Genomic DNA, 25,147 nt, shown 5'->3' on the forward strand with positions numbered 1-25,147 from the left:
GTTTACTTAGAATGAATTTTCGCTTATCATTAAACACTTGTACTTTTTTAGTATATACGTAGCTTTGTAGCTCAATTTTATCTACTTATTAATATTTTCTTTAAATAGGTTGTATATATCATCAACTGTATTCGATTTTTTTAATTCTTCCACAAATGAGTCATGGACAAGTAATTTCGATGTATTTGATAAATACTGTAAATGCTTTCCATCATCTTTTTCTGGAATTAGAAATGAGATAACTGTATCTACTGGCTGATTATCAAATGTTTCCCATTCAATAGGCTCACGTAATTTAACAATTAGCATTGCTGATTTATTAATCGATTCATCCTGTGCATGAGGTATCGCAATGCCTTTTTCCATCCCTGTCGTTCCCTCAGACTCACGAATCTTATACTTATTTAAAATATAACTTTCATTATTCGTATATCCTAATTTTTTAGCAAAATTTGCTAAAAAATGTAAGAGTTCTTCTTTATCAGAAACGGCTACGTTCAATTCAATGTTTTTTCTTTTCAATATATTATCGAATTCATTTTCATTCATTTTTATATCATTATCTTGCTCTTGTTCAAAGTTGGTATTACTACCTACATTCATCACTAAACTATTATTTTTTTTAGCTTGGCGACCAGCAATAGCGGCTAGTAAGACAGCAGATACAAGTGATCCAATAATAATCCATAATACCCACAGTAATGGTTTATTCACTAACGGTAATACAATAAATCCACCATGTGGAGCCGGTACACTAATTCTAGTTACATAGGTTAAAATCGCAGCAATCGAAGAACCAACCATAAATGCAGGAATATTTAGTAGCGGATTCTTTGCCGCAAATGGAATTGCACCTTCTGTAATATGAGTTGATCCTAATAAAAAGTTAACGTAACCTGCGCTGCGCTCTTTATCTGAGTATGCTTTTTTGTTGAACAGTACAGCAAACCCTGTTGCCAATGGTGGCGCAATACACGCTGCAGAAACTCCTGCCATAAAGAAATAATTTCCCTGTGCTAAAAGAGCTGTTCCGGTTAAATATGCTGCTTTATTAATTGGCCCACCCATATCTGAAGCACACATAATTCCAACAACTAATCCTAATAGAATGGGACTTGAATTTTCTAAACCCTTTAAAAACGTCATCATTCCTTCATTAATTGTTGCCATTGGAACTGATAGATACCAAATAATAGAGCCTGATAAAAATACTCCAATTACAGGTAAAATAAAAATGGCTTTCAGTCCATCTAATGATTTAGGTAGTTTTTTTAATAAGAACTGTAATATTAAAATCGTATACCCTGCTAAAAATCCACCAATTATTCCACCTAAAAATCCCGTTCCATTTGTATATGCTATCATTCCCGTTACAAATCCAACTATCAATCCAGGTCTTTTACCAATAGCCTCAGCTATATAGGCACATAGAATTGGAACCATAAGATTCATTGCAAATCCGCCAATAGTGTTCAATAAATGTGCTATATCGTTATATTGAGGGCTTTTTATGTCTGCTGAATTAATTCCCCAAAAAAATGATACGGCTGTTAACACTCCCCCAGCAACTACTATTGGTAACATATGTGACACTCCATTCATCACGTACACATACATTTTGTGCCAAAATGAGCCAGATAAATTTACTGTTTCTTCATTCGATGAAATTTTTGCTCCTTTTCGATGATAGGTAGGTAAATTATCATCTGTCAATATTTGATCAATTAATACATCTGCCTCTTTCATACCTTTCGTAACTGACACATTTATCATTTTTTTACCATCGAATCGATCAATATCTACATCTTTATCTGACGCAATTATTACACCATCAGCATCATCAATTTCTTGTTGTGAAAACGCATTTTCTATACCACTTTGACCATGAGTTTCAACTTTAATTGATATACCTCTTTTTTTAGCGGCTTGTTCTAAGGCCTCTTGCGCCATGTATGTATGCGCAATTCCTGTTGGACATCCAGTAGCTGCAATTATTTTATATTTTGTCATCTTAATTCCTCCTTAATATTAGATATTTTTACCTGCTTAGTCAGCTCTTTTACATTCGAAAAATCTGTTAACCCTTTTGAAAATGCCGTTGAACTCGCGGCTGCTATACTTTCTCTAAATACTTCTTCTATTTTTTTGTCCCCTATCGCTACCCCTGCTAAAAAAGTTCCCAACATGGTGTCGCCGGCCCCAGCCGTGTTAACAACGGTTCCTTTAGGGACAGTTCCATATAACACAACCTCTTTATTTATAAACATTGCACCACCGCCACCCAATGATAATAAAATATTTTGTGCACCCAATTTAATTAATTCTTTTGAATAAGTTATCAATTCATGTTGAGATAGTTTATGTTCTACGCCAAACCAACTCATTAATTCTTCATCATTTGGTTTTAAAATATAAGGATTATATTTCAATGTATCCAGTACGGTTTGATAACTAGTATCCAAAACTAGCTTATATCCTTTTTCCTGCGCCTGCTTTGCGATACTAATTAAAATTTCTTCAGAGATTCCGTCAGATAAACTACCAGATACAACTAATGTATCCTTTTCATCTAAATTTTGAATCTTATCCATGAACTGATTTATTTCATCATCACTAACATGTGGACCTTTATTTACTAATTTATACTCCGTATCTTGCTGAATTACTCTTGTAAAAACATTAATTCGTGTATTAGCATCGATATGTACAAAATCAGTTTTTATATTGCACCTTGCCAACTCAGACTCAATATACGCATTAGTAAATCCTCCACCAACTCCAATAGCAGTACTTTCTACGCCTTTCTTTTTTAGAATAAAACTAACATTAACTCCTTTACCATTCGCTTGTATTTCATAATTTTCCGTTCTATTAACAATATTTTTTTTCATTTCATCGGTTTGGATAAAAAGATCAATAGCTGGATTCAATGTACATGTATATATCATAATTTTTACCCCTTTCTTCTACCTACCAATACTACATCTGACAGAAATGAAAAGGTTTTCAATATATGATTTTGTATGCTACAATTGAAAATAAACAAACAATCAAGGTGAGGTGACCAGTAATGTCTCTTAGTAACTCCGAAAAGATTCTTTGGCAAGTCATTCAAGATAACCTAGAAGATATTCCGATATTAACAATAACCAACCTTAGCGATTTAGCTCATGTATCAACCGCTACAGTCGTACGAACGCTCAAAAAAAAAGGCTACAGCGGTTATATGGATTTTAAACAATCTATAATTACTAAAGAAAAAGAAAAAAAATATAAGAATATTCAGAATATGGATCACGATATCCAACAAGTCATTATGAAGAATGAACATGAACTTAATAACACACTACGTATGCTTGACGTTAATACCATAGAAAAAACAGTTCAAAAAATTAAACGTTCAAAAAAAATATACATTTTCTCAAGGGGTTTTTCTGAATTAATTGCAATTGAAATGCTAACAAAATTTGAATTATTAAATAAAAATTGTGTCAGTTTTACGGATCCCAATATTATTAAACAAATTAGTCACAGGATTACATATAATAATATTTTAATTATTATTTCATTGAACGGAACTACTGCAGAACTCCTTGAAGGTGCTAAAAATACGTATAAAAATGGAGCCGATATTATTGTATTAACAACCAACAAATTAAGTCCACTTATTAAATATTCAGATTCCGTGTTTATCGGATTTAAATCTGAAATTTCATATTTCCCTGAATTTGAAGTTAAATCTCGTTTACCATTACAGGTAATGAGCCGTATACTTTTAGATTCTTATGCAATTCGAACAAAGAAAGCTAGCAAATAAATTTATTTCACTTCTACTTTTTTTCATTACTAAATCATTAAAAATAAAGAGGCTAAACATGACGTTTAGCCTCTTTATTTTACTATTTTAATACCTTATCAAACCACGATGTAGCAGTACTTTCAAGAACGACATTTAAATCTTCAATATTCTTTTTACCAACTGTGTTCATCCATTCTTTACCTTTTTCTTCACCATCTTTAGCAAATGGTTCGATACCTTTGCTCCATGTTGCACGTCCACAAAGTACACCATTAAATGTTGATTTTGCTTCATGAGCAAATACTAAAGTATCTTGGAATAATTGTGCCGATACACCACCACTTAAGAAAATAAATGGTAATTTGGTTGCATCACTTTGTTCTTTAAATATATCTAATGCTTCTGTCTTAGAATATACCACCTCATTATCGTCGTTAAACCCTTCCACATAATCCATATTGACTGGCACTTCTACTTTAAGTACATCTACTTTATATTCAGGTTTAGAAAATTCTTTCATCATTTCAATAACTTTATGAGGTTTTACTTTAGCATACTCTGAACCTTTAACATCGTCATTAGTTGCATCATAAGAAACCAATTCTAAAAATAATGGCATATCTTCTGCAGCACATTCTGAACCAAGACGCTCCATATATGCATGTTTCATATTATTAATCTCAGCATTTTCGTCTATATCATAATAAAGTAAGAATTTAATAGCGTCAGCGCCCTCTTCTTTAAGACGACGAACTGACCAATCTGGTAATAAGTCAGGTAAGCGACCTGGGGTAGTAACATCATAACCCGTTTTTTCGTATGCAACTAGTAATCCAGTACTTGCATTACGGACCTTTGCTGCTGGAAGACCATATTCTGGATCAAGTAATATTGCTGAAGCGTATGGTGTTAATTCTGATGAAATTACTTTTTTAAATTCAACGATATCTTCTTCATTTGCTGGCTTATTTGCTGCTGCTGCCAACATTTTTTTTAAAGATCCTCGTTGATCAATTGCTAATGCTGCAATTACGCCTTTTTCATTTGAAAGTGCTTTAAGTCCTGCCAATTTATTTGGTGTCATTTTTATTCCGTCCTTTATTATTTTTTTACTTCTCTCATCCACTTATAATTCTATCTTTGAAGAATATGAAAAGGTTTTTAAAATTTCATTTTTTACATACCAATTAAAAATAACTTAACAATCATAAATACCGTTTACTCCGACTAGCTCTTAATAAAGAATCAGTTAATATCATTTTTTATATTTTAAAGTACCATTTAAATATGTTTCCTCAAAATTTAAATCATGATCTAAAACAATGAAGTCAGCATCTCTACCTGCCGCAATACTTCCGCACTTATCATCAATTCCAACGCTTCTAGCGGGCACATAACTAGCCATTTGGATTGCTTCTTCAGGAGTAGAAATATTCCAATCAACAACATTTTTAACTGCTTCCATTAATTTTAAGACACTACCAGCTAAACTTCCTGACTCTAACCTTGCGGCGCCATCTTTAACAACAACTGGGAACTCACCTAATGTATAATTTCCATCAGGCATTGCACCAGCACGCATACAATCAGTTACTAATACAATGTGGTCTGCTCCTTTAACGTTAATTAAAATTTTAGCAGATGCCGGATTAACATGTTGACCATCACAAATTAGTTCATCATAGACACTACTTAATGACATTGCTGCGCCAACCATCCCTGGCTCTCTATGATTAAGTGGGCTCATTCCGTTATACGTATGAACGAAAATAGATGCACCAGATTCTACTGCAGATTTAGCTTGATCAAACGTAGCATCACTATGCCCCAATGCTACTTTGACCCCTTGTTTAGTTAAGGCCTCAGTAAATTCTTTAACACCCTTTCGCTCAGGTGCAATCGCAATTTTTCGAATAAGTCCATGCGCTAATTTTTGCCAATGCTCAAAAATATCTATACTTGGATCTAAAAAGTATTTAGGATTTTGCGCACCTTTGTGTTTTTCAGTAAAAAATGGACCCTCAAAAAAGATACCCTGTATTTTTGCACCACGTACTTCACCATGACGCTTACCAAAGTCAGAAATAACTTCGTTCAACGTTTCTGGAGCTGCCGTCAATGTTGTCGGCAGAAATGAAGTAACGCCACATTCTAATAAACCTTCAGACATCATTTTTGCGCCCTCAAAATCGTTATCCATCACATCATATCCCTTTAAACCATGGACATGTGTATCTACAAGCCCTGGTGCAATCCATTTACCCGTATATTCTTTGATATCACCATCAGGTTTTTCTTGTTGATAATCACCAAATTTACCATCAATAATTGCCAAGTACCCTTCATTTTCAACCGTGTTTTTCAAGAAAAACTTATCTGCATGAATATAATATATTTCCACCAGTAATGCCTCCTATATTATTTTTGTTAAAAAGAAACTAGCCCATTATCCATAGTCTAGTTCCGCAGGCCTCTTCTAGAATAACTTGAAGAATGCACCTACTAAGCCAACAACTACTGTGAGCCCAATCAACATCAATGGAGATTTACCTTTTTTCAACATCCAGTAACAGAAGAATGTATAAAGAAGCGGTAATAATGCCGGCATCACTTTATCAATAACACCTTTTTGTAAATCAATATCAATTTTCCCAGCATGAATCACAACACCAAATTTAAAGTTAACGTATGTTGCAACCAAGGCTCCAACAACAGTTAATCCAACTATCGACGCAGCACGTGATATTTTTTTTGTATTTTCCTTCATACTCGAAATAGCACGAGTACCAGTTCTATACCCATAATTCATTAACCAGAATAGTAACCCAAAATGCACTGCATTAAAGACAACAAGGAATAAGATCGGTCCAAGTGGATTTCCATTCATTGATAATGAAACCCCAACTCCGGCTGTAATAGGTAGCAACGTTAACCAGAACATCGCATCCCCAATACCACCTAAAGGTCCCATCATTGCTACTTTGATACCACGAATAGTTGATCTATTTTCTTTATTTTCTTCCATTGCTAAAATAACACCTTGAACAAATGTTACTAAAAATGGATGTGTATTAAAAAATTGTAAATGATCAAGCATTGCATATGAGAAATCTTCTTTATCTTTATGAATTTTTTTCAATCCAGGAATTAAACTATAAGTCCACCCACCACCTTGCATACGTTCATAATTAAATGAAGCCTGTAAAAGTAGTGAACGCCAAACCATTTTGTTTAAATCTTTTTTTGTAATTACCTTTTCAACAGTAGGATCGTTATAAGTATCTGGGATCACAACATCATTGCGATCAAATTTCTTTTTAGATGCCATCACTATAGTCCTCCTCTTCATTAACTGTTACGGTTGCTACTTTTTTTCCACCATTATCAGATTTTGCTCCACCAATAAAGAAATCATAAGCAGCGATTGAAATACCAATGATTGCGACTCCTAAGATTGGTAAGTTACCATATGCTGCAACAACAAATCCAATTGCGAAGAATGGTGCGTACGCTGTCTTCCACATAATTTTTAACAACATGGCAAATCCAACAGCTGGCATAATACCACCGGCCGTACTTAATCCTGTTAAGATCCATGCAGGAACGGCTTCAACCATTCCTTGCGCTTTACTTGCACCGAGGAAGATTGGTAAGAACGCCATAATGAAGTAGAAAACAAACAAGATTAGCGGACCCATGTAGTTCAATCGATCAATTTTCTTATCATTACCTTCCATCGCGTATTCATCCATTTTATGCATAACTGGTGAGTAAGCTGTAAATAGTAATGTAACTAAACCTTGTACGGCAACTGCAAATGGTACGGCAATACCAACTGCTAATGTTGGTGTTTGATGAGCAATAATTGCAAATGCGGTTCCCATAATTCCACCAATAACAACATTAGGTGGCTGTGCTCCAGCAAGTGGAACCATTCCAGCCCAAACTAATTCTAATGTACCACCAACAATTAAGCCGGTTTGAAAATCTCCTAATATTAGACCAACTACTGCACCAGTAACGATTGGTCTATGAATATGTGTTAAACCACTATACATATCGATACCGGCAATACCAGCCCATAGTCCAATTAATAACGCTTGTACTAACATATAAATTTCCTCCTTTTTATTATTATATTTACGTTTTTAATATTCTTTCAGTAAGCGCATCATATCTGATGCCTTTTCATTCGGAATACCTTGAACCTCTAGTTCAACACCCAAATCATGCATTTTATTGAATGCTTGAACATCGGTATCATCGACTGAGATAGTTGCCGATAATTGTTTCTTCCCTTCTGAAAAATGTAAATTACCAATATTTACTTTCTTAATTGGGACACCTCCTTCAATAATTTTAGCCATGTCTTCTGGCGTACGAACAACTAATAATATTTTTTGTTTATCCGAGGCTTTACCAATAATACGAATCGTTTTTTTAATATCGAAAAAGCGGATTCCAACAGTTTCAGGAATAACCATCTCCATTAAACTTTGCTGTACATCATCTTTAGAAACCTCATCATTCGCAACTACAACTAGATTAGCGTCAATCGTATTAACCCATGTCATACCAACCTGTCCATGAACAAGTCTGTTATCAATTCTTGCAAGTAAAATGTTTGGTGTTGTCATAATAAATTCCTCCTTGAAATTTTTATTTATAGGCATGTAAAGTTACACCTTTAACTACACGATTTACGGTACCGCTTGGTGAAGGTGTATCTGGTGTGTTTCCCACTTTTACTGAACTTAATAATGAAATAGTTTGCGCATACATAACATCAGCAAGAGCCAGATATCCTTCTGGTAAAAGGGCATCTCCTGATTCAAATGTGAAACGATCACCACTAAAGTTATTCTGTCCCTCAATATCAATCCCAATTACTTTAGCGGCAATTTTATCTCCACTCACTTCTTCTAAAATATCAATATCGTATTGACGTGTATATTCTTGATTGTTAACAAATACAAAAACTAATGTTTTCTCGTTGACGAACGATTTAGGTCCATGTCGGAACCCCATTGAAGAATCAAACATTGTTGTTAGCTTACCTGCCGTTAGTTCAAGAATTTTCAACTGTGCCTCTCTTGTTAATCCCGATAAACTTCCGGACCCAAGATAGACAACCCGATCAAATTCCATATCAATAACAGCTTTTATTTCAGCTTCACGTTTAATCACTTCATGACCCATTGCAATAATAGTCTCAACATATTTTTCTTTAATATCCTTACGTGTTGTATCAAAAATTAATAACGCTGAGAGTGACATACAACTGTATGATCCAGTCATTGCAAATCCCTTATCATTAGACAGCGCAGGCATCATCAATAACAAATTACGTTCGTCATCTTTTGTACCAACAGCAAGTTTCCCTTCCGGAGCACAAGTAATTGTAATTTGATATAAATTTTTAATTATTTTTCTTGAAATTTCAACAGCGGCAACACTTTCAGGACTATTACCACTCCTAGCAAACGAAACTAAAATAGTCGTAGCATCTGGTACTAAATAATCATATGGTGCAGATACGATATCGGTTGTTGGAATACTTTCAAACTGATAATTTGCACGATCCCCGTGGTTACTTAAGTATGGTGTTACAGTATCACCAACATAAGCGGATGTTCCTGCTCCTGTAAAAATGACCCGAATCAACCCGTTCGAGGTAGATTTAACTGATTTTAAAAATGTCTTTATTTCGTCTGACTTTTCACTAAAATTATTAAATGCCTCAGTCCAAAGTTCAGGTTGTTGTTTAATTTCACCTGTTGTAATATTTGCGCCCATTATTTCCAACTCTTTTTCATTCTTCTCAAACATATTAAGCTCTCCTTTAGATGCCATTATCATCTATTTCTACTCTTTTTTTTGTTTCAAATTGCATAATACCTTTTTTACCAGCATCCAGTGCTTTCTCCATAAACGCGCTCATGTTCAAATCCCGGTTAAATAACATATCTAATAACATCGGTATATTCGATCCTGTTAAAACGCTTACATTATTATGCAGTAATTTTATTTTAACTGCTTCATTAAATGGTGTTCCTCCAGGAATATCAGTAAAGAAAACTATTCCATCTAAGCCGTTTAATTTGTTAAGCGCTTTCATATAGTCGCCGCTTAAATCTTCCGCGGTCATTCCTTGTATAAAATCACAAAGAATAAAATTTTCTTGTTGTCCGGCAATAAGTTCAATATTTGATCCCATTCCAGTTGCAAAGTTCCCATGTCCAGCTACTACCATACCAATCATATAATTATCCTCCCTTATTTATTGTGTCGAATATGATAAGTAAATTTATCACCCCTCGCAATACTCAACGTAAATTCAATTACTTCATTTTTTGTGTTATACGTCGTTCGCTCTAATTTAAGAACAGGTGCACCTTCATAAAAATTTAATAAAGTTGCATCATTGCCTGCCATAACACCTGCTGTTAAAGATTCATCAGCCGTTTTTACAATCTGGTTATAATCATCTAAAAAAATGACATACATCGCTTGCTTATTTAATGTCTCCACAGTTAAAGAGGGAAATTTAGCATACGGTAAGTAAGTTCTCTCTAACATCATTGGTTCATCTGATGCAAGTCTTAATCGTTTTAATTTAATTACCTTGGTACCAACTTCAACTTTTAAACCTTGAGCAATAAACTCATTAGCACTAATAACATCAAAGCTAATTATTTTACTACTCGGTTCTTTATCAAGGGAAACCATTTGTTCTGTAAAACTAAACGTTCCCCCTAAATCAGTCTTAATTTTAGCGATATTCGACACAAATGTTCCTTTACCATGTTGGCGATATACATAACCCATTAGTTCTAACTCATTTAGTGCTGTTCGGACAGTCGTACGACTCATATCGTAAGCAATAGATAAATCACGTTCAGACGGTAATTTATCATTCACCTTTAGATTCTTTTCAATTTCTTCTTTTAGCGTATCTACTAATTGATCATAGAGTGGACGCTCATAATTACCGTTTAACATTACTTTTCCCCCAAGTGGTTACTACCACATACATAATATATTATTTTTAAAACTCTTTGTCAATAGTTATTTTTATATTAACTATTATTAAATCATTTGTATTTTCAACATTGGTACCTACCATTAATCATGTTTTTTAATTCCCCCCTTCTAAAGTAATCATATTTCACTTTAAAGTTATAGATTATTAGCGACACACTACTTCGCTGTATAAAATTATCGTGACCGATATGACTTGCTTTCTAATTATATCAATTAAGCATAACTTTTATTTATTAGATTCTAAACTCATATAAATTCTTTCTACAATAAATACGTAAGGGTACTAAAAAGTTACTTTAGTCTAAATAATATACATCTAAAATAAAACGTTTACATTTTAGTAAAAGTTTAGTAAAATGTAGTTGTTAACTAAAAGAATGCGTTTTCACGTTTATTATTTTTATGTTTTGCTATTATGAATAACAATTTCTTTTACCAAAAATCTATTATATAGGAAGAGGTCATTAGAATGGATACAAATAAATTAACGATTGATGCCGAACGATTTGCAGCTGCAATTATTGCCGGAAATCCTAAGCAAACAAATGAAGATAACAAGATATATATTAAACGTCAATTGACGTTATACCTTGAATCAGTTTTGTTAGTTAATGATTTTAATTCTTTAGAAGAAAACCAATTAGGTTCTGCTAAAGAAAAACAACGTCAAGCAATTTTAGATAAGATTATCGAACACAGATATAACTAATTTTAACTACACTCGAAAGGAATTAAACTAATGAAAAATTCTAAAGATTTTAAACAATATGCTTCATATGCCTTTGGTGCATTTGGACATGATGCCTTTTATGCAACACTTAGCACTTATTTTATGATTTTTATTACAAGTCAATTATTCGTTACAAAGGATGCTGGTTTCAACGCTAAAATGATTGGTTACGTCACAACTATGATGGTTGTTATTCGAATTGTTGAGATCTTTTTTGATCCTTTAATTGGTGGCGTTATTGATAATACTCGTACTCGTTGGGGGAACTTTAAACCATGGTTACTAATCGGTTCAATTGTCAGTTCAATTGGATTAATCCTTATTTTCACTGATTTTGGTGGTTTAGCTACAAGCAATCCTTATCTTTACTTAATTCTTTTTGCCATTGTTTATATCATTCTAGATAGTTTCTATTCATTTAAAGATATTTCATTCTGGTCAATGTTACCAGCTCTAAGTGTCGAATCAGAAAAACGGACTAAATTTGGAACAATTGCTCGTTTTGGTTCAACATTAGGTGCTCAAGGTGTTATTATCGTTATCGTCCCAATCGTTGTCTTCTTTTCAAAAATGTTCTCAGGTACAACTGGTAATACACAAACAAAAGCAGGTTGGTTAGGTTTTGCTATTGTTATCGGTTTGGTTTCATTCTTAGGTGCTTTAGCAACTATTTTAGGAACTAAGATTGAAAAAAATGCAATTCGTGAAAATACTGAAAAAGTTCGTTTCCGTGATGTTTTCAAAGTTATCGGTAAAAATGATCAGTTAATGTGGTTATCATTATCATATTTCCTTTTCGCTTTTAGTTATGTTATTACAAATTCACTTTTGATTTACTACTTCAATTATGTTTTAGGTAGTGCAGCTGCATTTACTACTGTTGGTGTTCTAACAGCAGTCTTAGGAATTATTTCAGTTTCATTGTTCCCAACTTTAGTTGCATTGGTTCATCGTCGTGCTATCTACCTTGGCGGAATCGCTGTCATGCTATTGGGTTACATTCTCTTCCTATTTGCTGGTACTAACCTTGTTGTTGTCTTAATTGCTGTTGGCTTATTCTTCTTCCCATATCCACTTGTTTTCTTAGCAGCATTGATGACAATTACGGATAGTGTTGAATACGGTCAATTAAAGAGTGGAACACGTAATGAATCTGTTACTTTAGCAGTTCGTCCTTTGTTGGATAAATTAGCTGGTGCCTTCGCTAATGGTGTTGTTGGTTTTGCCGCAATCCAAGCTGGTATGACAGGTAGTGCTAAACCAAGCGATATTACAAACAGTGGTTTACTACAATTCAGAATGTACATGTTCTTCGTTCCAATGGCCTTAATAATTGTTGCTGCTCTTATCTTTATGTCAAAAATTAAATTGACTGAAGCTAAACATGCTGAAATCGTTACAGAATTAAAAAAGAAATTAGATTAATATAATTAAAAAAACAGCGATCAGATAAAATCTGGTCGCTGTTTTGCTGTCTAATCGTTAAGTCCTTTACCATCAAGAATTTTCGGAATATATTTAATAATTCTAGCCTCACGCGTTTCTGTTTTTTTAGCATCTGCAAAATAACGTGCATACGTTTTTTGACGTCCAAGCGTTAACGTTTCAAAAAATTCTTCCAATTCTGGCATTTCATTCATTTTTTTCTGGAATTCCACTGGCAACACTAATTCAGTTGGTTTACCCTTAGGAACCTTTAACCCAGCCTTTTCTGCATTAATTGCTTGTTGAATGTAATCACTTATCTCTACTTTTAAATCAGTAACATCTTTTAAGCTATGAAATCTAATTTGGCGACCAACCTCAGTATGTTCGCCCGTTGGAACTAAAATACCCTTACCATCATCAATCAGAGTTCCTTTTAAGAAAAGTAATGCCATATACTCTTTAAATCCTTGAATTAAGACAATATTTTTACCATTTAGTGTATAACAAGGTTTGCCCCATTTAAATTCTTCAGTCAGTCCCGTTTCGAGTGCAAGTTCTCTTAACTGTGTCATTTCTTCTTTCCATTGTGTTGCTTTTTCTAAGTGTAAATCAACTTTTGGATTCTTTTTAATTTCTGTCATTGTCTTAACCCCTTTATTTTATAATCTTTTTTCTGGATTTAATTGTAGCCCAATCAATGAACATAACAAGAAAAATGCAGCTAATAATATCGTTTTAGTTCCCATTATCGGTACCATAGCACCCATAGAAATTGCGCCAAAAAGAAATGCTAAGACGACACCCAACATCCGCCAACCTTTAGCCATTGCGATTATATTACCTTTAACAATTCCGTCATAAAAACTTTCAGCCATTGTCCTCAAATTACCCGTCATCATAAATGACGTAAAAGGTCCTCCGTTGATTTGTCTAAATTCTTGAAGTTGAGCTGCTGCAACCATTGAAATGATTCCTGTAGATAACTGTGCTGGCCAATTTCTTGGAATAAATGCAACAATAATTAAAAGGATCGTCTCAATACCGATAACAAATCGTTGTCGTTTATTAATTGAATCTTCTTCTTTAAATCGATGTTGCAGATTTCTAGTTATAATAATACCAATCATAAAAGCAAAAATTGGAATCAGATGATCGAATATGGCCCCCCATTTCATTTGGCCCATATCAATACCTAATATAATTAAATTTCCGGTTTGCATACCAGCGAAAACACCATCATGTACGATATAGGTATACGCATCAAATCCCCCGCCGGCAAATATTAATCCAGCGAACAGTACCCTATCCAATAGTGACATTGGTTTTTTCATCAAATCCTTCTTTCAGATTGTACTTAAAATATTCTTTCAAATTAAGTATACTAAATTATCAGAAGTTAACAAGAATATACGATTAATTTTTACTATTAAAGACGTTATCAAGCGATTTTTTCTGTTTTAAAGTTTATAATGAAATTAGTTTTTATAAGACAAGGGAGATTACTTTTATGCATTTAGCCATTATTGGTGCCGGACCACGAGGTCTGATTACACTTGAACGACTCATTGCTTGGCAACAAGCAGATCCTTCAAATTCACCACTTACTATTGATTTATATGATCCATATGGTGTTGGTGGGCGCGTATGGTCACCAACTCAACCACACGAATTAATCATGAATACCGCAGCTCAACAAATTAGTTTATTCTATGGAACAAGCGTCCAATCTATTGGTCCAGTTATCCCAGGACCAAACATTTTCGAATGGGCTCAATCTGATGCTCATGATTTTATCGAAATAAATAATTATTCAGCGGATTTTTTAACTGAAATTAAAGATTTACATCCAAACGATTATGCAACAAGAGCACTTTTTGGTGTTTATATCCAATGGTACTACGCTGAATTACTTAAACGTGCCTCTAACAATATCACAATTAATTTGAATAAAAGTACGGTTACACAAATTTCAAAAAAAGCTGATCAATTTGAAATCACAACCGCCTTACCTTCAGTTAGCATCGTTGACTATGTCGTAATGTCTTTAGGTAATCTTGAAAATGAATTATCTGTCGGACAAAAAAGATTTGATACATTCGCTACAGAAAACAAGTTAACTTATGTTTTACCAGGCTTTCCAAATGAAACAAAACTAGATCATATCACGCACGAAGATACTGTTATTTTACGTGGCTTAGGTCTTAGCTTCTTTGATTTAGTGACCCGTTTGACTGTAGGCCGTGGTGGTCTATTTAAGCGATTAGAGAACGGGCAACTACAATATCAAGCAAACGGTAACGAACCTCACATTGTGGCAGGTTCGCGTCGTGGATGGCCTTATCATGCCAAAGGGGATAATCAAAAATCACCCGGCGAAGAAACTCAAGCTCATTTTTTAACGGCGGCTAAAATGGCAGTTTTCATGGAAAATGGTACCGTTTCTTTCAATGAATTTTGGACCTTATTAAGTCATGACGTTGAATATCAATATTATTCATTACTTGTCGCACAGAATTATCCAAAAATCGATTTAACAAAATTCCAATTAGCTTTCTTAAAAGATCCTAAAGTAACCGTTGAGCGATCAATTATTCTTGAAGAAGATCGCTTTAATTGGGATCATCTAGGAAATCCAATGACTAAAAAACCTAATGAAGATTTCAAAGCCGTTATGTTAGACCATTTACAAAAAGATGCAGTAGATGCAAAATTAGGTACTAAGACCGGACCATTGACCAGTGCTCTTGAGGTTTTACGTGACTTACGTCTTCCGGTTAGACAATTAATTGATAACCGTCTCTTAACAGATGATGACTATTTAACTAACTTCTTAGGCTGGTTTAATTCATTAAATAACTTTTTAACAATCGGGCCTCCTACCATTAGAGTTGAACAATTACGGGCACTCGTTGAAGCTGATGTTGTTACACTATTAGAACCTGGAATGGTCGTCGATACTAAAGATCATCAATTTGAAACATATAGTGCAAACCAACCAGATCAACGCTACTTAGCAACAACTCTAATTGAAGCACGCGTTCCTGCTGTTCATGCGACAACAGCAACAAGTCCTTTAATAAAACAGTTACTCGATACAAAAATCGCCAATCCTTTAATTTTAAATCCAACTAAAGGTGATTCTGTTATAGATGGCGCAGTCAACGTTGACCCTGTCAGCAATTTATTACTAGATGAGCATAAGACACCGCAACCTGGTTTATACTTCTGGGGTGTTCCGACTGATGGTGTTCATTGGCTAACAGCTGCAAGTCCAAGACCTTTTGTAAATGATGTTAGTTTACGCACAGCTAATGATATTGTTAAAGCTATTTTTACAGAAGAGTCACATAAATAATAATTAAAAAAGTGAATCATACCCTATATTGAGAATAGAGTATGACTCACTTTTTTAATATCTTTTACCTATTAAATTGACGTTAATTAATCCTAAAATAATAATTTTCTACTTGAGGATAACATTATATTCTAAATCATGATAAAATCATTAACTAGATATCCATCAACATTTCTTTATTAATTATGCTACTTAAATCAAAGGAGAAAAATGATAAAATCAATTATGCACGATGAAATATTTCTCGCACAAAAAGCTGAGATTGCAACTAAAAATGATGGCTCAATCGTAACCGATTTATTAGATACATTAGAAGCAAATAAAGAGGTTTGTGTTGGAATGGCTGCCAATATGATTGGTGTGAATAAACGAATTATCGTTTGCCAATTTGGTAATCTAAATGTTCCCTTTATTAATCCTAAGATTACAAAAAAATCTGGACGTTACAACGTCAATGAAGGTTGCCTTTCGTTGACTGGCGAACGTCCAGCACAACGATATGATTCCATTACAGTTGATTATTTAGACAAATCATTTCAACCACAAACCCAAAAGTTTTCAGGTTGGATGGCACAAATCATTCAACACGAAGTCGATCATTGTGAAGGTATTATCATCTAAATGAAAAAATCTCGAGAAAATAAATTCTCGAGATTTTTTTATTATTTAAATTTAAGCTTGAGCAGTTGGATAAATCGTAAATTCATTAACATTAACTTCTTCTGGTTGATCAATGGCAAACTTAACCACGCGTGCAATTGCGACCGGATCAATTCCAACTTGTTCATAAAATGACGACATCCCTGAAAGGGTTTGTTCATCCGTAATAGTATTTAATAATTCTGTGTTAATTGCTGCTGGATATAAGGTTGATGTTCTTATATTTGTTTTTTCCATAGCACTTTCTGTCCTTAGAACTTCCATTAAATTACGGACAGCAAATTTTGTTGCGCCATAAACACCTGCATCTGGGAATGATTTAATGCCTGCAACAGATGATGTTGTAATAACATGTCCATGTTTTTGTTCAATAAATATAGGCAACACTGCAGCAATTCCGTTCAATACACCTTTGATATTGATATCAATCATATCATCCCATTCATCCGTTTTTAAAGCCGATAAGGGCGAGTTAGGCATGATTCCAGCATTATTGAATATAACATCTATCCCACCAAAAGTTTCTTGTGCTAAAGTAACTAAATTCTTAACGTCACTTGCCTTAGTGACATCAGTAACGGCATATGTTGCCTGACCACCATTCTTTTTAATTTCTTCAACAATCTTTGCTAACTTAGCTTCACGACGAGCACCTAAAACGACTTTAGCCCCACCTTCAGCTAACATTCTGGCCGTTGCTTCACCAATACCACTTGATGCTCCTGTAATAACAACAACTTTATTTTCTACTGACATATCATTATCCTCCAATTTAATTAGTATGTTTACATTACTCTTTAAAGTGCACTCTAAGTCAACAAAAAAAGACTCATTTTTATACAAAATAAAAGTGAGTCTCTAGTACCTATTTATTTAAACGGTAAGCAGCGTGATATAAAGGGCCTACGTATTCATTAAATGCAAAACCTGATTTAATTCCAGCAGTTACAAAATCTTTTGCTTTATAGACAGCTTCTTTAACTGACAATCCGTTTGCAAGGCCCGCAGTTATGGCCGCTGCAAATGTACATCCTGCTCCATGATTATAAGCAGGCGTTATCTTTTCAGTTTCTAAAACCTCAAATTGAGTTCCATCATAAAATAAATCAAGCGCCTTTTCACCCTTAAGAGCTTTACCGCCTTTAACAACGACATTTTTTGCACCTAACTCATGAATCTTAATAGCTGCTTGTTTCATGTCGTCAAGTGATTTCAAAGTTCCCATTCCAGATAAAACACCAGCTTCAAACAAATTAGGCGTTGTGACTGTCGCAATTGGGATCAATAAATCACGGATAGCATCAGCTGCTTCTGGATTTAATACTTCATCTTCACCTTTACAAACCATAACAGGATCAATCACAACATTCTTAATCTCTTTTTCTAAAATGCTTTCACGAGCTACTTCTGTAATTGCAACACTACCAAGCATCCCTGTTTTCATTGCAGCAATATCTCCGCCGGCACCTGTCGTTTTCAACTGTGCTTTTACTAATTCAGCATCCATAACAGTTACGTTATGTGCCCATCCAGCATCTGGATTCATGGTAACAATTGAAGTTAGCGCAACCATACCATAAGTTCCAAACTCTTCAAATGTTTTCAAATCTGCTTCCATACCAGCGCCACCACTTGCGTCGCTACCAGCAATTGTTAAAACCTTAGGAATTATTTTCGTCATTACTAATCTCCCTTTTATTGGATGATTTATTTTTAAATTAATATTATTTTATCATACGCCTTGTTATAAACAGCGATACTATTAGGAGTCTTACGCTTCAGAAATATATCGGTATCATTAAAGAGCCACTCAAAATTTTAAATGACAGCTTTCACTTCTTATAAACCTAATGACATAAAAAAAGTTTTTTTATTTATCTAATTTTTGATCGACACTTTTTGTTTCTCTTAATAAAAAGACTGCTGCTAGAATTCCAATAATCATAATGACCAATGATGTTAAAACAACTTGAATCATGCCTTTATCAAAAGCTGTTAAAACAATCTTTTGAACTTTATCAGCATAAGGAGTCGCTATTATTTTTTGACTCCACGCAACCATATGTCCAGAAAATGCTCCTGCATTTACTAAGGCTTGCTGAATACCCGTTGCAGCTACACTAGGAATATGACTATCACTAAAACCAGTGCTCAAACTTGATTCATATGCTTTAGTTTGTGCTAAACCAAGAATTACAACGCCTACTGTTATTCCAATTTGACGAAAAACATTCAATAAACCAGATGCCATGCCAATTTCTTTTGGATTAATATTATCCATAGCAGCAGTATTAATCATCGGATTAATAATAGCGTTACCCAATCCAGTTAATACAAGAAGCGGAAGTAATTGCATGTAGGTAAAGTCCGTTGTTGTTACCTGGCTAAACGTAAATAAACCAAGTGAGGCAACGATAAATCCAAGTGAAATCATCCACTTTTTACCAAACTTGTATCCTAGAACTCCTGTAAAAGGACCTAAGACAAGCGACCATAAACTCATAGGTAGTTGATGTAATCCCGTGGAAAAGGCTGAATATCCCATATAATTTTGCATTAAACTTGTTTGATAAGCGGCTAACGCAAAGATACCAGCACCAAGTGCAAATGCAAGAATTACAACACCAACAAAATGACGATTTGTTAATAATGTTAAATTCATCATTGGCGATTTAACTTTTAACTCTACAAAAACAAAGGCAGTTAAGATTAAAATTGATGCAATTAACCATCCCATAACATGCATATCAGTCCAAGCCCAATGCATATGTTGTTCTTTTTGAATTAAGCCATAAATACCAGCAAATAATCCAACTGCTGAAAGAATCATTCCTATAAAATCAATCGATTCCCCAGCGCCATATGCAGGTGTTTCTTTAACATTTCTAATAACCAAATAAATCGCAATGATACCGACCGGTAGATTAACAAAGAAAATTGAAGGCCAACCAAAGTTCTCAACTAAAAATCCACCAACTAAAGGTCCGATTGCTGTTGAGAATCCAATAACTGATCCTAAAATACCAAGTGCTGTCCCACGTTCTCGGCCTTCAAAGTTAGACGCAACTAACGCCATTGATAAACTCATCATTCCTGAACCACCAATTGCTTGAACTGCTCGACCAAAATCAAGAACTAATAAGTTTGGTGCAAGCCCATTTACAACAGATGCAATCGTAAACAAAATTGTACTAGCGATGAAGACTTTTTTTCGTCCAAACATATCACCTAATTTTGAAACAATTAATAAACTGACTGCATACATTAACGTATATGCATTTAATATCCATTGTAAATCACTAAATGTTGTTTTAAAATCAACTGCCATACTTGGTAAAGCAACATTTACAACAGTAACATCTAAAAGGCCCATAAAAACACCTAAACTCATAGCGAACAATGCTACCCAACGATTTGTTGCTTTTTTCATTTTTTATTCTCCTTTTGTATATCTTTAATTTGCTCCACTACACCAATATAATTCATACCACATATTTTAAAGCAATAAGTTTCATTCCATTTAGAATCATGGACGACCATTTTTCCAATACCAATCGTAACTTATATCCTGACATATTACGACTCATTAGTACTGTTAAAATTAATAATCTATACATATCACTTTAGCGTCTTTCTTCGAAGTCCTTTTAGAAATCACTATTAGACTCATATAAGTATAGTTTTTTTAGCCCTATTTGCAAGTTTTTTGTAAAGCTAATATTTTGCCAATATACCTTAATCATGATAAGTTTTACTTATAATAAGTAAATAAAAAGGAGATTTTATAATGGCAAAATTAACAGAAGATATGAAAAAAATGATTCCTGAACAACTTAATTTTCTTTCAACCGTAGATGAAAATGGGTTCCCACAAGTTGGTCCTAAAGGATCAATGCGTGTTTTTGATGATACGCATTTGATTTATAATGAAGAAACAGCTAAACATGCATTACACAATCTTCAAAATAATGGCCGTGCAGCTGTTGCTGTTATAGATCGTCCTAATCTAAAAGGCTTCCGGTTTGAAGGCACAGCACATTTAATTGATTCCGGTAAAATTTTTGACGATGCTGTTAAATTTGGTGAAGAACGCCATTTACCAAAAATGTACTATGCTGTCATCATTGATGTTGAACGTATTTACAAATTAGATGCTGGCCCAACTGCTGGTGATTTAATTGCTGATTAAATATTAAGACAAAAGGACTAAATCCCGTAAATGGGATTTAGTCCTTTTGTCTTATTTTTGAGCTAATTGTTCTAAAATAGCTAATCCAACACCATCTTCATCATTCTTTTTTGCATGATGATTAGAAATATCTTTATTAATTTGATGACCATTCTCCATTGCATAACTGATACCTGCAGCTTTTAACATCGATATATCATTCAAATTATCGCCAATTGCCATCACTTCTGACATAGGAATACCCATACTATCAGCAAATTTTTTCAACGCAATCCCTTTTTGTGCATTAACATGATTAACTTCAAGATTATTATCCCCTGAAGAAGTCACAATGAGTGTTTCATTTTCTTCAATTTTATTTTTTAAAACAGATAAGTCATCTGATTCATCCGTTTTTCGAATAAGAAATTTAAACAAATCTATTTCAGAATCATCAATAATTTCACTGTAATCGTCTATATAATGAATAGGATTTAAGTTTAATTTGATAACCGCTTCATCATATTTAAGAGGATCATCTGAATAAACACCTTTTGACGTCATAACTTTGAAAAAGGCATGTTCATTCTTCAAAAATTTAATGAGTTTTTGTGCCTCTTTTTTTGATATTGGAAAACTATTAATTTGTTTGCCTTCCTCAGTTACCGTAGCGCCCCCATTATAATTAATCATCGGTGCACTAATACCTGCTGCGTCAATTAAGGGTTTTACCTCATCATAACTTCGTCCAGTGGCAACAACAAAAGTCACTCCCATTTCTTGAGCCTTCTTAATAGCCGCTGCGTTACCCTTCGAAATACTATTTTCATTATTTAATAACGTGCCGTCCATATCTGATGCGATAATTTTAATCATACTTACTAGACACTCCTCTGATTTCAGTTTAGTAGCAACTTAAGCATAGCATGCCACCTAAATAGTGTAAACGTTAACATCTAGACAAAATTAAAAAAGACTACTAATCTATAGTAATCTTTTCTAATTTATGTTTCCTAACCTAACTAATTTAATTATCGATTGTTATGCTAATTCCCGTTAATCTATTTGAGAATATTGATAATTTACTTGCATAACTTGGATGATCATTATTAGCTTGAACAACTTGTTTAAGTGTACCAAAGTCATCCGTAATAATACCATCAACGTTCATAAATAACATCTTTTGCATAATCGTTTCATCATTTACAGTCCAAGCATAGACATCCTGGTTCTTATCATGTGCCTTGCTCACAAATGAGTCATCTAGAGTTGTAGCTTCCATAGTGTACGCATTTGCTGGTGTTTCTGGAAATGATATATTATATGGAATAATAAAACTGATATAAAGCTTTGGTGCTTGTTTTTTTACTTGTGAAACAACATCATAACTTAAAGAATGAATTCGATCCTTATCAGCTAATAGTCTTTTTTGATATTTTTTAACAAAGTTTTTAGTCATATTGGGACTATCTTGCGGAGATACTTTGATTTCAACTAATAATTTTTGATGATTCTTCTCTGCTGCCTTTAAATATTCATCGAAACTTGGAATTTTAGCTGAATAACCATTTTCACGAACAGTTAATGCTGTTAACTCGGATAATGTTAAATCATGTACTGTCCGATTAACATTCGCTAAATTTTCCAAATTTGGATCATGCATAACAACAAATTTATGGTCTTTTGTTTCTTGAATATCCATTTCGATGTAATCAGGTTTCTCTTTAGCTGTTTTTTCTAAGGCAGGAATGGTATTTTGTACACCATTTCCATCATCAACTCCACGGTGAGAAATAAGAACTGGATAGTCATTTAGCATCCCCTTTAAGTAAACATAATTATAAATAGAAGCTGTCCCTGCAACTAGTATCAGGAGAACAACGACACTAACTTTCTGTAATTTAATAAAGCGTTTCTCTTTATAGAATGTTTCTTGAACGGGTTTCAAATGCGGTTGTTGTTCTTCAAAAACATCTAGCGCAATACCTAACAACATAGTCACACTTAAAGCTAATACGATTTGTCCTAAAATTTCCAAAATAAACAGATTAAACATCACAATCATAAATGCTTGATTTTGAAAATGATTATCTACATAGTTCTGAATTAGGAACAAACTAATTTGAACAATTCCTGATATAAAAGCTATAGAAGCCGTAATTACTAATCCTTTTGTGACGGTTATCCAAAATTTGCCACGTCCAGCTTCCCAACTTTGTTTAATTAAATGACCGATTCTTTTTTCTGAACTAAACAACATAGTTGGAATAAAACTAATTAATCGGATAGAGAAGAAAAATGCTACACCATAGACTAAAAGTATTGGGCCCCAGATAGCTGGACTTGTCCACATATCTTGAAGAATAAAATCTGGAATAGTCACCTTATTTAATAAAGTAGATGTAAATAAGACTTGTCCAAATGGTAAAATTAAAACGAAGTAAAAAATAACGAGCAACGCTGTTAAAGGACGTAACTCTAAAACGTCATGAATTGATTGTTTTAATAATGACTTAAATTCAATTTTTAAATCATAACGAATAGCTTGAATACCCCTGATCATGAAAGACATTTGAATATAAACAATACTTAATATAACTAATATAACAAGGATAAACTCAATTAATAATATAGGTTTATCCTCAATAACCGAAATAATGTTAGTATAGGTTAAATATTCGACTTGGTTACTACTAAGTATCTGGCTTACCACCCAAGTTAAGATTGGTTGTACCACTGCAGATAAAATATAATTAGTAACAACTACTAAAATAAAATACAATTTCCAGTGTTGAAAAAATTCCTTATAACTTTGATTTAAAAAATGAAATGTTCTACGCATATTTTCCCCCAATTAAATATTTAATATGTACTTTATACTATCATAGCCTTACCTTTTTTTACATTTATTGACTTTATCCGCGTAAAAATTGAATCTTACTACCTTAGCGTGGTAAATTAGATAGTATCGTTTCTCATAAAAGGAGTTCATCATGTTAAAACATAAAAAAGGTTGGTTTATCTTATTATTCTTAGTCCTAATCGTCTCTATTGGTTCATTATTCTTTTTCATTCAAAATTCTCACTCCGTTTCCAATACTAATCACCAAAAAAATAGCTCTAAAAAGGTAAGTTCATCTTTACCCAAGAAAACTATTAAGAAAAATAAGCTCATTTCAAATACTAAAATAGACAGTTCGCATTGGAAATCATTTAAGGGCCAGACCGAATTTCCAATTTTAATGTATCATAGTATTTCTGTTGGAAATTCACTTCGTATTCCTGAAGCACAATTTGCCCATCAAATGCAGTGGCTTAAAAAAAATGGTTACTACACGTTATCACCTGCTGAAGCTATCGAAGTTTTTAAAACACATAAAAAACCTGCTAATAAAATTGTTTGGATTACTTTTGATGATGGTTACAAGGATAACTATGAAAAAGCTTATCCTGCTCTCAAAAAATATCATCAAAAAGCAACCATCAACTATATTACAAGCCACTTTGGCCACATAAACAAACTAACTATGCCACAAATGAACGAGATGCGAAAATCAGGTTTAGTAAGTATTCAAAGTCATACTGTCCATCATGAGGAACTTAATCAGATGACCGATGCACAACAAACTTTTGAATTTAAGAATTCGAAAAAATGGCTAAACAATAAATTTCATCAAGAGACATCAATTATTTGTTATCCAGTTGGTCGCTTCAATAACCAGACCGCTAAACTTGCTAAAGATGCAGGCTACAAACTTGGTCTAACGACATTACCAGGACTCGCTAATGAAAGCCAAGGACTATTCACCTTGCATCGTGTCCGTATCTCACCCGATTTATCAGATATTTCTTACAAGTATCTTTTAGAACACGGCATGTAAACAACACAAAAAAAAGGAATAAATCGCTGTTTGATTACAGTGATTTATTCCTTTTTTTTGTTAAACATTTTAATACACCGAA

The 25,147-nt window shown here is 33.6% G+C and carries 24 protein-coding genes; 7 read left to right on the forward strand and 17 right to left on the reverse strand.

All coding sequences use genetic code 11. The features are described from left to right. Positions 1-81: 81 nt before the first annotated feature. Positions 82-2,010: a fructose-specific PTS transporter subunit EIIC gene (locus AC1RPV_RS01100; RefSeq protein WP_481761026.1), complete on the reverse strand. Its 1,929-nt coding sequence runs from the start codon at positions 2,008-2,010 to the stop codon at positions 82-84. Continuing rightward, a complete protein-coding gene (gene pfkB / locus AC1RPV_RS01105) occupies positions 2,007-2,948 on the reverse strand; it encodes a 1-phosphofructokinase (protein ID WP_481761027.1) in 942 nt (313 codons plus the stop codon). Before pfkB ends, AC1RPV_RS01100 begins: the two co-directional genes overlap by 4 nt. Positions 2,949-3,070: 122 nt before the next feature. Between pfkB and AC1RPV_RS01110 the strand changes: the two genes are divergently transcribed. Next, positions 3,071-3,817 carry a MurR/RpiR family transcriptional regulator gene (locus AC1RPV_RS01110; RefSeq protein WP_481761028.1) on the forward strand — a complete coding sequence of 249 codons (747 nt, stop codon included), beginning with the start codon at positions 3,071-3,073 and terminating at the stop codon, positions 3,815-3,817. A gap of 82 nt (positions 3,818-3,899) precedes the next feature. Here the strand turns inward: AC1RPV_RS01110 and lacD are convergent, their stop codons facing one another. The 8 genes from lacD to AC1RPV_RS01150 all read right to left on the reverse strand — a co-directional run bounded on the left by lacD (position 3,900) and on the right by AC1RPV_RS01150 (position 10,801). Beyond that, positions 3,900-4,883, reverse strand: a complete 984-nt coding sequence (gene lacD / locus AC1RPV_RS01115) for a tagatose-bisphosphate aldolase (protein WP_481761029.1) — start codon at positions 4,881-4,883, stop codon at positions 3,900-3,902. A 171-nt stretch (positions 4,884-5,054) separates the two neighbouring features. After that, a complete protein-coding gene (gene nagA / locus AC1RPV_RS01120) occupies positions 5,055-6,200 on the reverse strand; it encodes an N-acetylglucosamine-6-phosphate deacetylase (RefSeq protein ID WP_481761030.1) in 1,146 nt (381 codons plus the stop codon). A 75-nt stretch (positions 6,201-6,275) separates the two neighbouring features. Further along, a complete protein-coding gene (locus AC1RPV_RS01125; protein ID WP_481761031.1) occupies positions 6,276-7,127 on the reverse strand; it encodes a PTS system mannose/fructose/sorbose family transporter subunit IID in 852 nt (283 codons plus the stop codon). Further along, the gene (gene agaW, locus AC1RPV_RS01130) at positions 7,117-7,911 is read right to left on the reverse strand and encodes a PTS N-acetylgalactosamine transporter subunit IIC (RefSeq protein ID WP_481761032.1); all 795 of its coding nucleotides are present in this window, start codon (positions 7,909-7,911) and stop codon (positions 7,117-7,119) included. The genes AC1RPV_RS01125 and agaW overlap by 11 nt, the downstream gene beginning before the upstream one ends. 36 nt (positions 7,912-7,947) lie before the next feature. Beyond that, positions 7,948-8,436: a PTS N-acetylgalactosamine transporter subunit IIB gene (agaV, locus tag AC1RPV_RS01135; protein ID WP_481761033.1), complete on the reverse strand. Its 489-nt coding sequence runs from the start codon at positions 8,434-8,436 to the stop codon at positions 7,948-7,950. A 22-nt stretch (positions 8,437-8,458) separates the two neighbouring features. Beyond that, positions 8,459-9,628: an AgaS family sugar isomerase gene (locus AC1RPV_RS01140; protein WP_481761034.1), complete on the reverse strand. Its 1,170-nt coding sequence runs from the start codon at positions 9,626-9,628 to the stop codon at positions 8,459-8,461. Between the two features lie 13 nt (positions 9,629-9,641). After that, positions 9,642-10,061, reverse strand: coding sequence for a PTS galactosamine/N-acetylgalactosamine transporter subunit IIA (gene agaF / locus AC1RPV_RS01145; protein WP_481761035.1), 420 nt, complete (start codon positions 10,059-10,061; stop codon positions 9,642-9,644). Positions 10,062-10,075: 14 nt separating this feature from the next. Next, positions 10,076-10,801, reverse strand: a complete 726-nt coding sequence (locus AC1RPV_RS01150; RefSeq protein ID WP_481761036.1) for a GntR family transcriptional regulator — start codon at positions 10,799-10,801, stop codon at positions 10,076-10,078. Between the two features lie 511 nt (positions 10,802-11,312). Between AC1RPV_RS01150 and AC1RPV_RS01155 the strand changes: the two genes are divergently transcribed. Further along, positions 11,313-11,552, forward strand: coding sequence for a hypothetical protein (locus AC1RPV_RS01155; RefSeq protein WP_409021786.1), 240 nt, complete (start codon positions 11,313-11,315; stop codon positions 11,550-11,552). A gap of 30 nt (positions 11,553-11,582) precedes the next feature. Then, complete coding sequence (locus tag AC1RPV_RS01160) at positions 11,583-12,998, forward strand: glycoside-pentoside-hexuronide (GPH):cation symporter (RefSeq protein ID WP_481761037.1); 1,416 nt, start codon at positions 11,583-11,585, stop codon at positions 12,996-12,998. A 50-nt stretch (positions 12,999-13,048) separates the two neighbouring features. On the opposite strand, the gene AC1RPV_RS01165 is transcribed toward AC1RPV_RS01160, so the two are convergent. Both AC1RPV_RS01165 and AC1RPV_RS01170 read right to left on the reverse strand, forming a co-directional pair. Continuing rightward, entirely contained in the window at positions 13,049-13,642 is a 594-nt protein-coding gene (locus AC1RPV_RS01165; protein WP_481761038.1) for a YdeI/OmpD-associated family protein, read from the reverse strand. 18 nt (positions 13,643-13,660) lie between these two features. Further along, a complete protein-coding gene (locus tag AC1RPV_RS01170) occupies positions 13,661-14,332 on the reverse strand; it encodes a YoaK family protein (RefSeq protein WP_481761039.1) in 672 nt (223 codons plus the stop codon). A 176-nt stretch (positions 14,333-14,508) separates the two neighbouring features. Between AC1RPV_RS01170 and AC1RPV_RS01175 the strand changes: the two genes are divergently transcribed. Both AC1RPV_RS01175 and AC1RPV_RS01180 read left to right on the forward strand, forming a co-directional pair. Continuing rightward, positions 14,509-16,356, forward strand: coding sequence for an FAD/NAD(P)-binding protein (locus AC1RPV_RS01175; RefSeq protein WP_481761040.1), 1,848 nt, complete (start codon positions 14,509-14,511; stop codon positions 16,354-16,356). 210 nt (positions 16,357-16,566) lie between these two features. Next, complete coding sequence (locus tag AC1RPV_RS01180) at positions 16,567-16,977, forward strand: peptide deformylase (RefSeq protein WP_481761041.1); 411 nt, start codon at positions 16,567-16,569, stop codon at positions 16,975-16,977. A gap of 51 nt (positions 16,978-17,028) precedes the next feature. Here AC1RPV_RS01180 and AC1RPV_RS01185 read toward each other — a convergent pair whose 3' ends face one another. The 3 genes from AC1RPV_RS01185 to AC1RPV_RS01195 all read right to left on the reverse strand — a co-directional run bounded on the left by AC1RPV_RS01185 (position 17,029) and on the right by AC1RPV_RS01195 (position 20,446). Further along, positions 17,029-17,772: an SDR family oxidoreductase gene (locus tag AC1RPV_RS01185; RefSeq protein WP_481761042.1), complete on the reverse strand. Its 744-nt coding sequence runs from the start codon at positions 17,770-17,772 to the stop codon at positions 17,029-17,031. 109 nt (positions 17,773-17,881) lie between these two features. Continuing rightward, the gene (gene thiD, locus AC1RPV_RS01190; protein WP_481761043.1) at positions 17,882-18,697 is read right to left on the reverse strand and encodes a bifunctional hydroxymethylpyrimidine kinase/phosphomethylpyrimidine kinase; all 816 of its coding nucleotides are present in this window, start codon (positions 18,695-18,697) and stop codon (positions 17,882-17,884) included. Positions 18,698-18,886: 189 nt separating this feature from the next. After that, entirely contained in the window at positions 18,887-20,446 is a 1,560-nt protein-coding gene (locus AC1RPV_RS01195) for an MFS transporter (protein ID WP_481761044.1), read from the reverse strand. A 357-nt stretch (positions 20,447-20,803) separates the two neighbouring features. On the opposite strand from AC1RPV_RS01195, the gene AC1RPV_RS01200 reads away from it, so the two are divergent. Continuing rightward, a complete protein-coding gene (locus tag AC1RPV_RS01200) occupies positions 20,804-21,205 on the forward strand; it encodes a pyridoxamine 5'-phosphate oxidase family protein (RefSeq protein ID WP_481761045.1) in 402 nt (133 codons plus the stop codon). Positions 21,206-21,256: 51 nt separating this feature from the next. On the opposite strand, the gene AC1RPV_RS01205 is transcribed toward AC1RPV_RS01200, so the two are convergent. Further along, complete coding sequence (locus tag AC1RPV_RS01205) at positions 21,257-22,060, reverse strand: Cof-type HAD-IIB family hydrolase (RefSeq protein WP_481761046.1); 804 nt, start codon at positions 22,058-22,060, stop codon at positions 21,257-21,259. Positions 22,061-22,211: 151 nt separating this feature from the next. Continuing rightward, positions 22,212-24,026, reverse strand: a complete 1,815-nt coding sequence (locus AC1RPV_RS01210) for a glycerophosphoryl diester phosphodiesterase membrane domain-containing protein (protein ID WP_481761047.1) — start codon at positions 24,024-24,026, stop codon at positions 22,212-22,214. Between the two features lie 151 nt (positions 24,027-24,177). Here AC1RPV_RS01210 and AC1RPV_RS01215 point away from each other — a divergent pair, with 151 nt between their 5' ends. Further along, positions 24,178-25,065: a polysaccharide deacetylase family protein gene (locus tag AC1RPV_RS01215; protein ID WP_481761048.1), complete on the forward strand. Its 888-nt coding sequence runs from the start codon at positions 24,178-24,180 to the stop codon at positions 25,063-25,065. Positions 25,066-25,147 lie beyond the last annotated feature (82 nt).

The organism is Dellaglioa sp. CoH-55-MRSF-9 (genome assembly GCF_056782155.1).

What these genes read in the sequence shown, in the direction of transcription:
- AC1RPV_RS01125 (WP_481761031.1), bottom strand. Translation starts at nt 7,127, where the DNA reads ATGGCATCTAAAAAGAAATTTGATCGCAATGATGTTGTGATCCCAGAT.
- AC1RPV_RS01195 (WP_481761044.1), bottom strand. Translation starts at nt 20,446, where the DNA reads ATGAAAAAAGCAACAAATCGTTGGGTAGCATTGTTCGCTATGAGTTTA.
- thiD (WP_481761043.1), bottom strand. Translation starts at nt 18,697, where the DNA reads ATGACGAAAATAATTCCTAAGGTTTTAACAATTGCTGGTAGCGACGCA.
- AC1RPV_RS01160 (WP_481761037.1), top strand. Translation starts at nt 11,583, where the DNA reads ATGAAAAATTCTAAAGATTTTAAACAATATGCTTCATATGCCTTTGGT.
- agaV (WP_481761033.1), bottom strand. Translation starts at nt 8,436, where the DNA reads ATGACAACACCAAACATTTTACTTGCAAGAATTGATAACAGACTTGTT.
- agaW (WP_481761032.1), bottom strand. Translation starts at nt 7,911, where the DNA reads ATGTTAGTACAAGCGTTATTAATTGGACTATGGGCTGGTATTGCCGGT.
- lacD (WP_481761029.1), bottom strand. Translation starts at nt 4,883, where the DNA reads ATGACACCAAATAAATTGGCAGGACTTAAAGCACTTTCAAATGAAAAA.
- AC1RPV_RS01140 (WP_481761034.1), bottom strand. Translation starts at nt 9,628, where the DNA reads ATGTTTGAGAAGAATGAAAAAGAGTTGGAAATAATGGGCGCAAATATT.
- AC1RPV_RS01205 (WP_481761046.1), bottom strand. Translation starts at nt 22,060, where the DNA reads ATGATTAAAATTATCGCATCAGATATGGACGGCACGTTATTAAATAAT.
- AC1RPV_RS01185 (WP_481761042.1), bottom strand. Translation starts at nt 17,772, where the DNA reads ATGTCAGTAGAAAATAAAGTTGTTGTTATTACAGGAGCATCAAGTGGT.
- AC1RPV_RS01170 (WP_481761039.1), bottom strand. Translation starts at nt 14,332, where the DNA reads ATGAAAAAACCAATGTCACTATTGGATAGGGTACTGTTCGCTGGATTA.
- AC1RPV_RS01165 (WP_481761038.1), bottom strand. Translation starts at nt 13,642, where the DNA reads ATGACAGAAATTAAAAAGAATCCAAAAGTTGATTTACACTTAGAAAAA.
- AC1RPV_RS01155 (WP_409021786.1), top strand. Translation starts at nt 11,313, where the DNA reads ATGGATACAAATAAATTAACGATTGATGCCGAACGATTTGCAGCTGCA.
- AC1RPV_RS01200 (WP_481761045.1), top strand. Translation starts at nt 20,804, where the DNA reads ATGGCAAAATTAACAGAAGATATGAAAAAAATGATTCCTGAACAACTT.
- agaF (WP_481761035.1), bottom strand. Translation starts at nt 10,061, where the DNA reads ATGATTGGTATGGTAGTAGCTGGACATGGGAACTTTGCAACTGGAATG.
- AC1RPV_RS01110 (WP_481761028.1), top strand. Translation starts at nt 3,071, where the DNA reads ATGTCTCTTAGTAACTCCGAAAAGATTCTTTGGCAAGTCATTCAAGAT.
- pfkB (WP_481761027.1), bottom strand. Translation starts at nt 2,948, where the DNA reads ATGATATATACATGTACATTGAATCCAGCTATTGATCTTTTTATCCAA.
- AC1RPV_RS01150 (WP_481761036.1), bottom strand. Translation starts at nt 10,801, where the DNA reads ATGTTAAACGGTAATTATGAGCGTCCACTCTATGATCAATTAGTAGAT.
- AC1RPV_RS01175 (WP_481761040.1), top strand. Translation starts at nt 14,509, where the DNA reads ATGCATTTAGCCATTATTGGTGCCGGACCACGAGGTCTGATTACACTT.
- AC1RPV_RS01180 (WP_481761041.1), top strand. Translation starts at nt 16,567, where the DNA reads ATGATAAAATCAATTATGCACGATGAAATATTTCTCGCACAAAAAGCT.
- AC1RPV_RS01210 (WP_481761047.1), bottom strand. Translation starts at nt 24,026, where the DNA reads ATGCGTAGAACATTTCATTTTTTAAATCAAAGTTATAAGGAATTTTTT.
- AC1RPV_RS01100 (WP_481761026.1), bottom strand. Translation starts at nt 2,010, where the DNA reads ATGACAAAATATAAAATAATTGCAGCTACTGGATGTCCAACAGGAATT.
- AC1RPV_RS01215 (WP_481761048.1), top strand. Translation starts at nt 24,178, where the DNA reads ATGTTAAAACATAAAAAAGGTTGGTTTATCTTATTATTCTTAGTCCTA.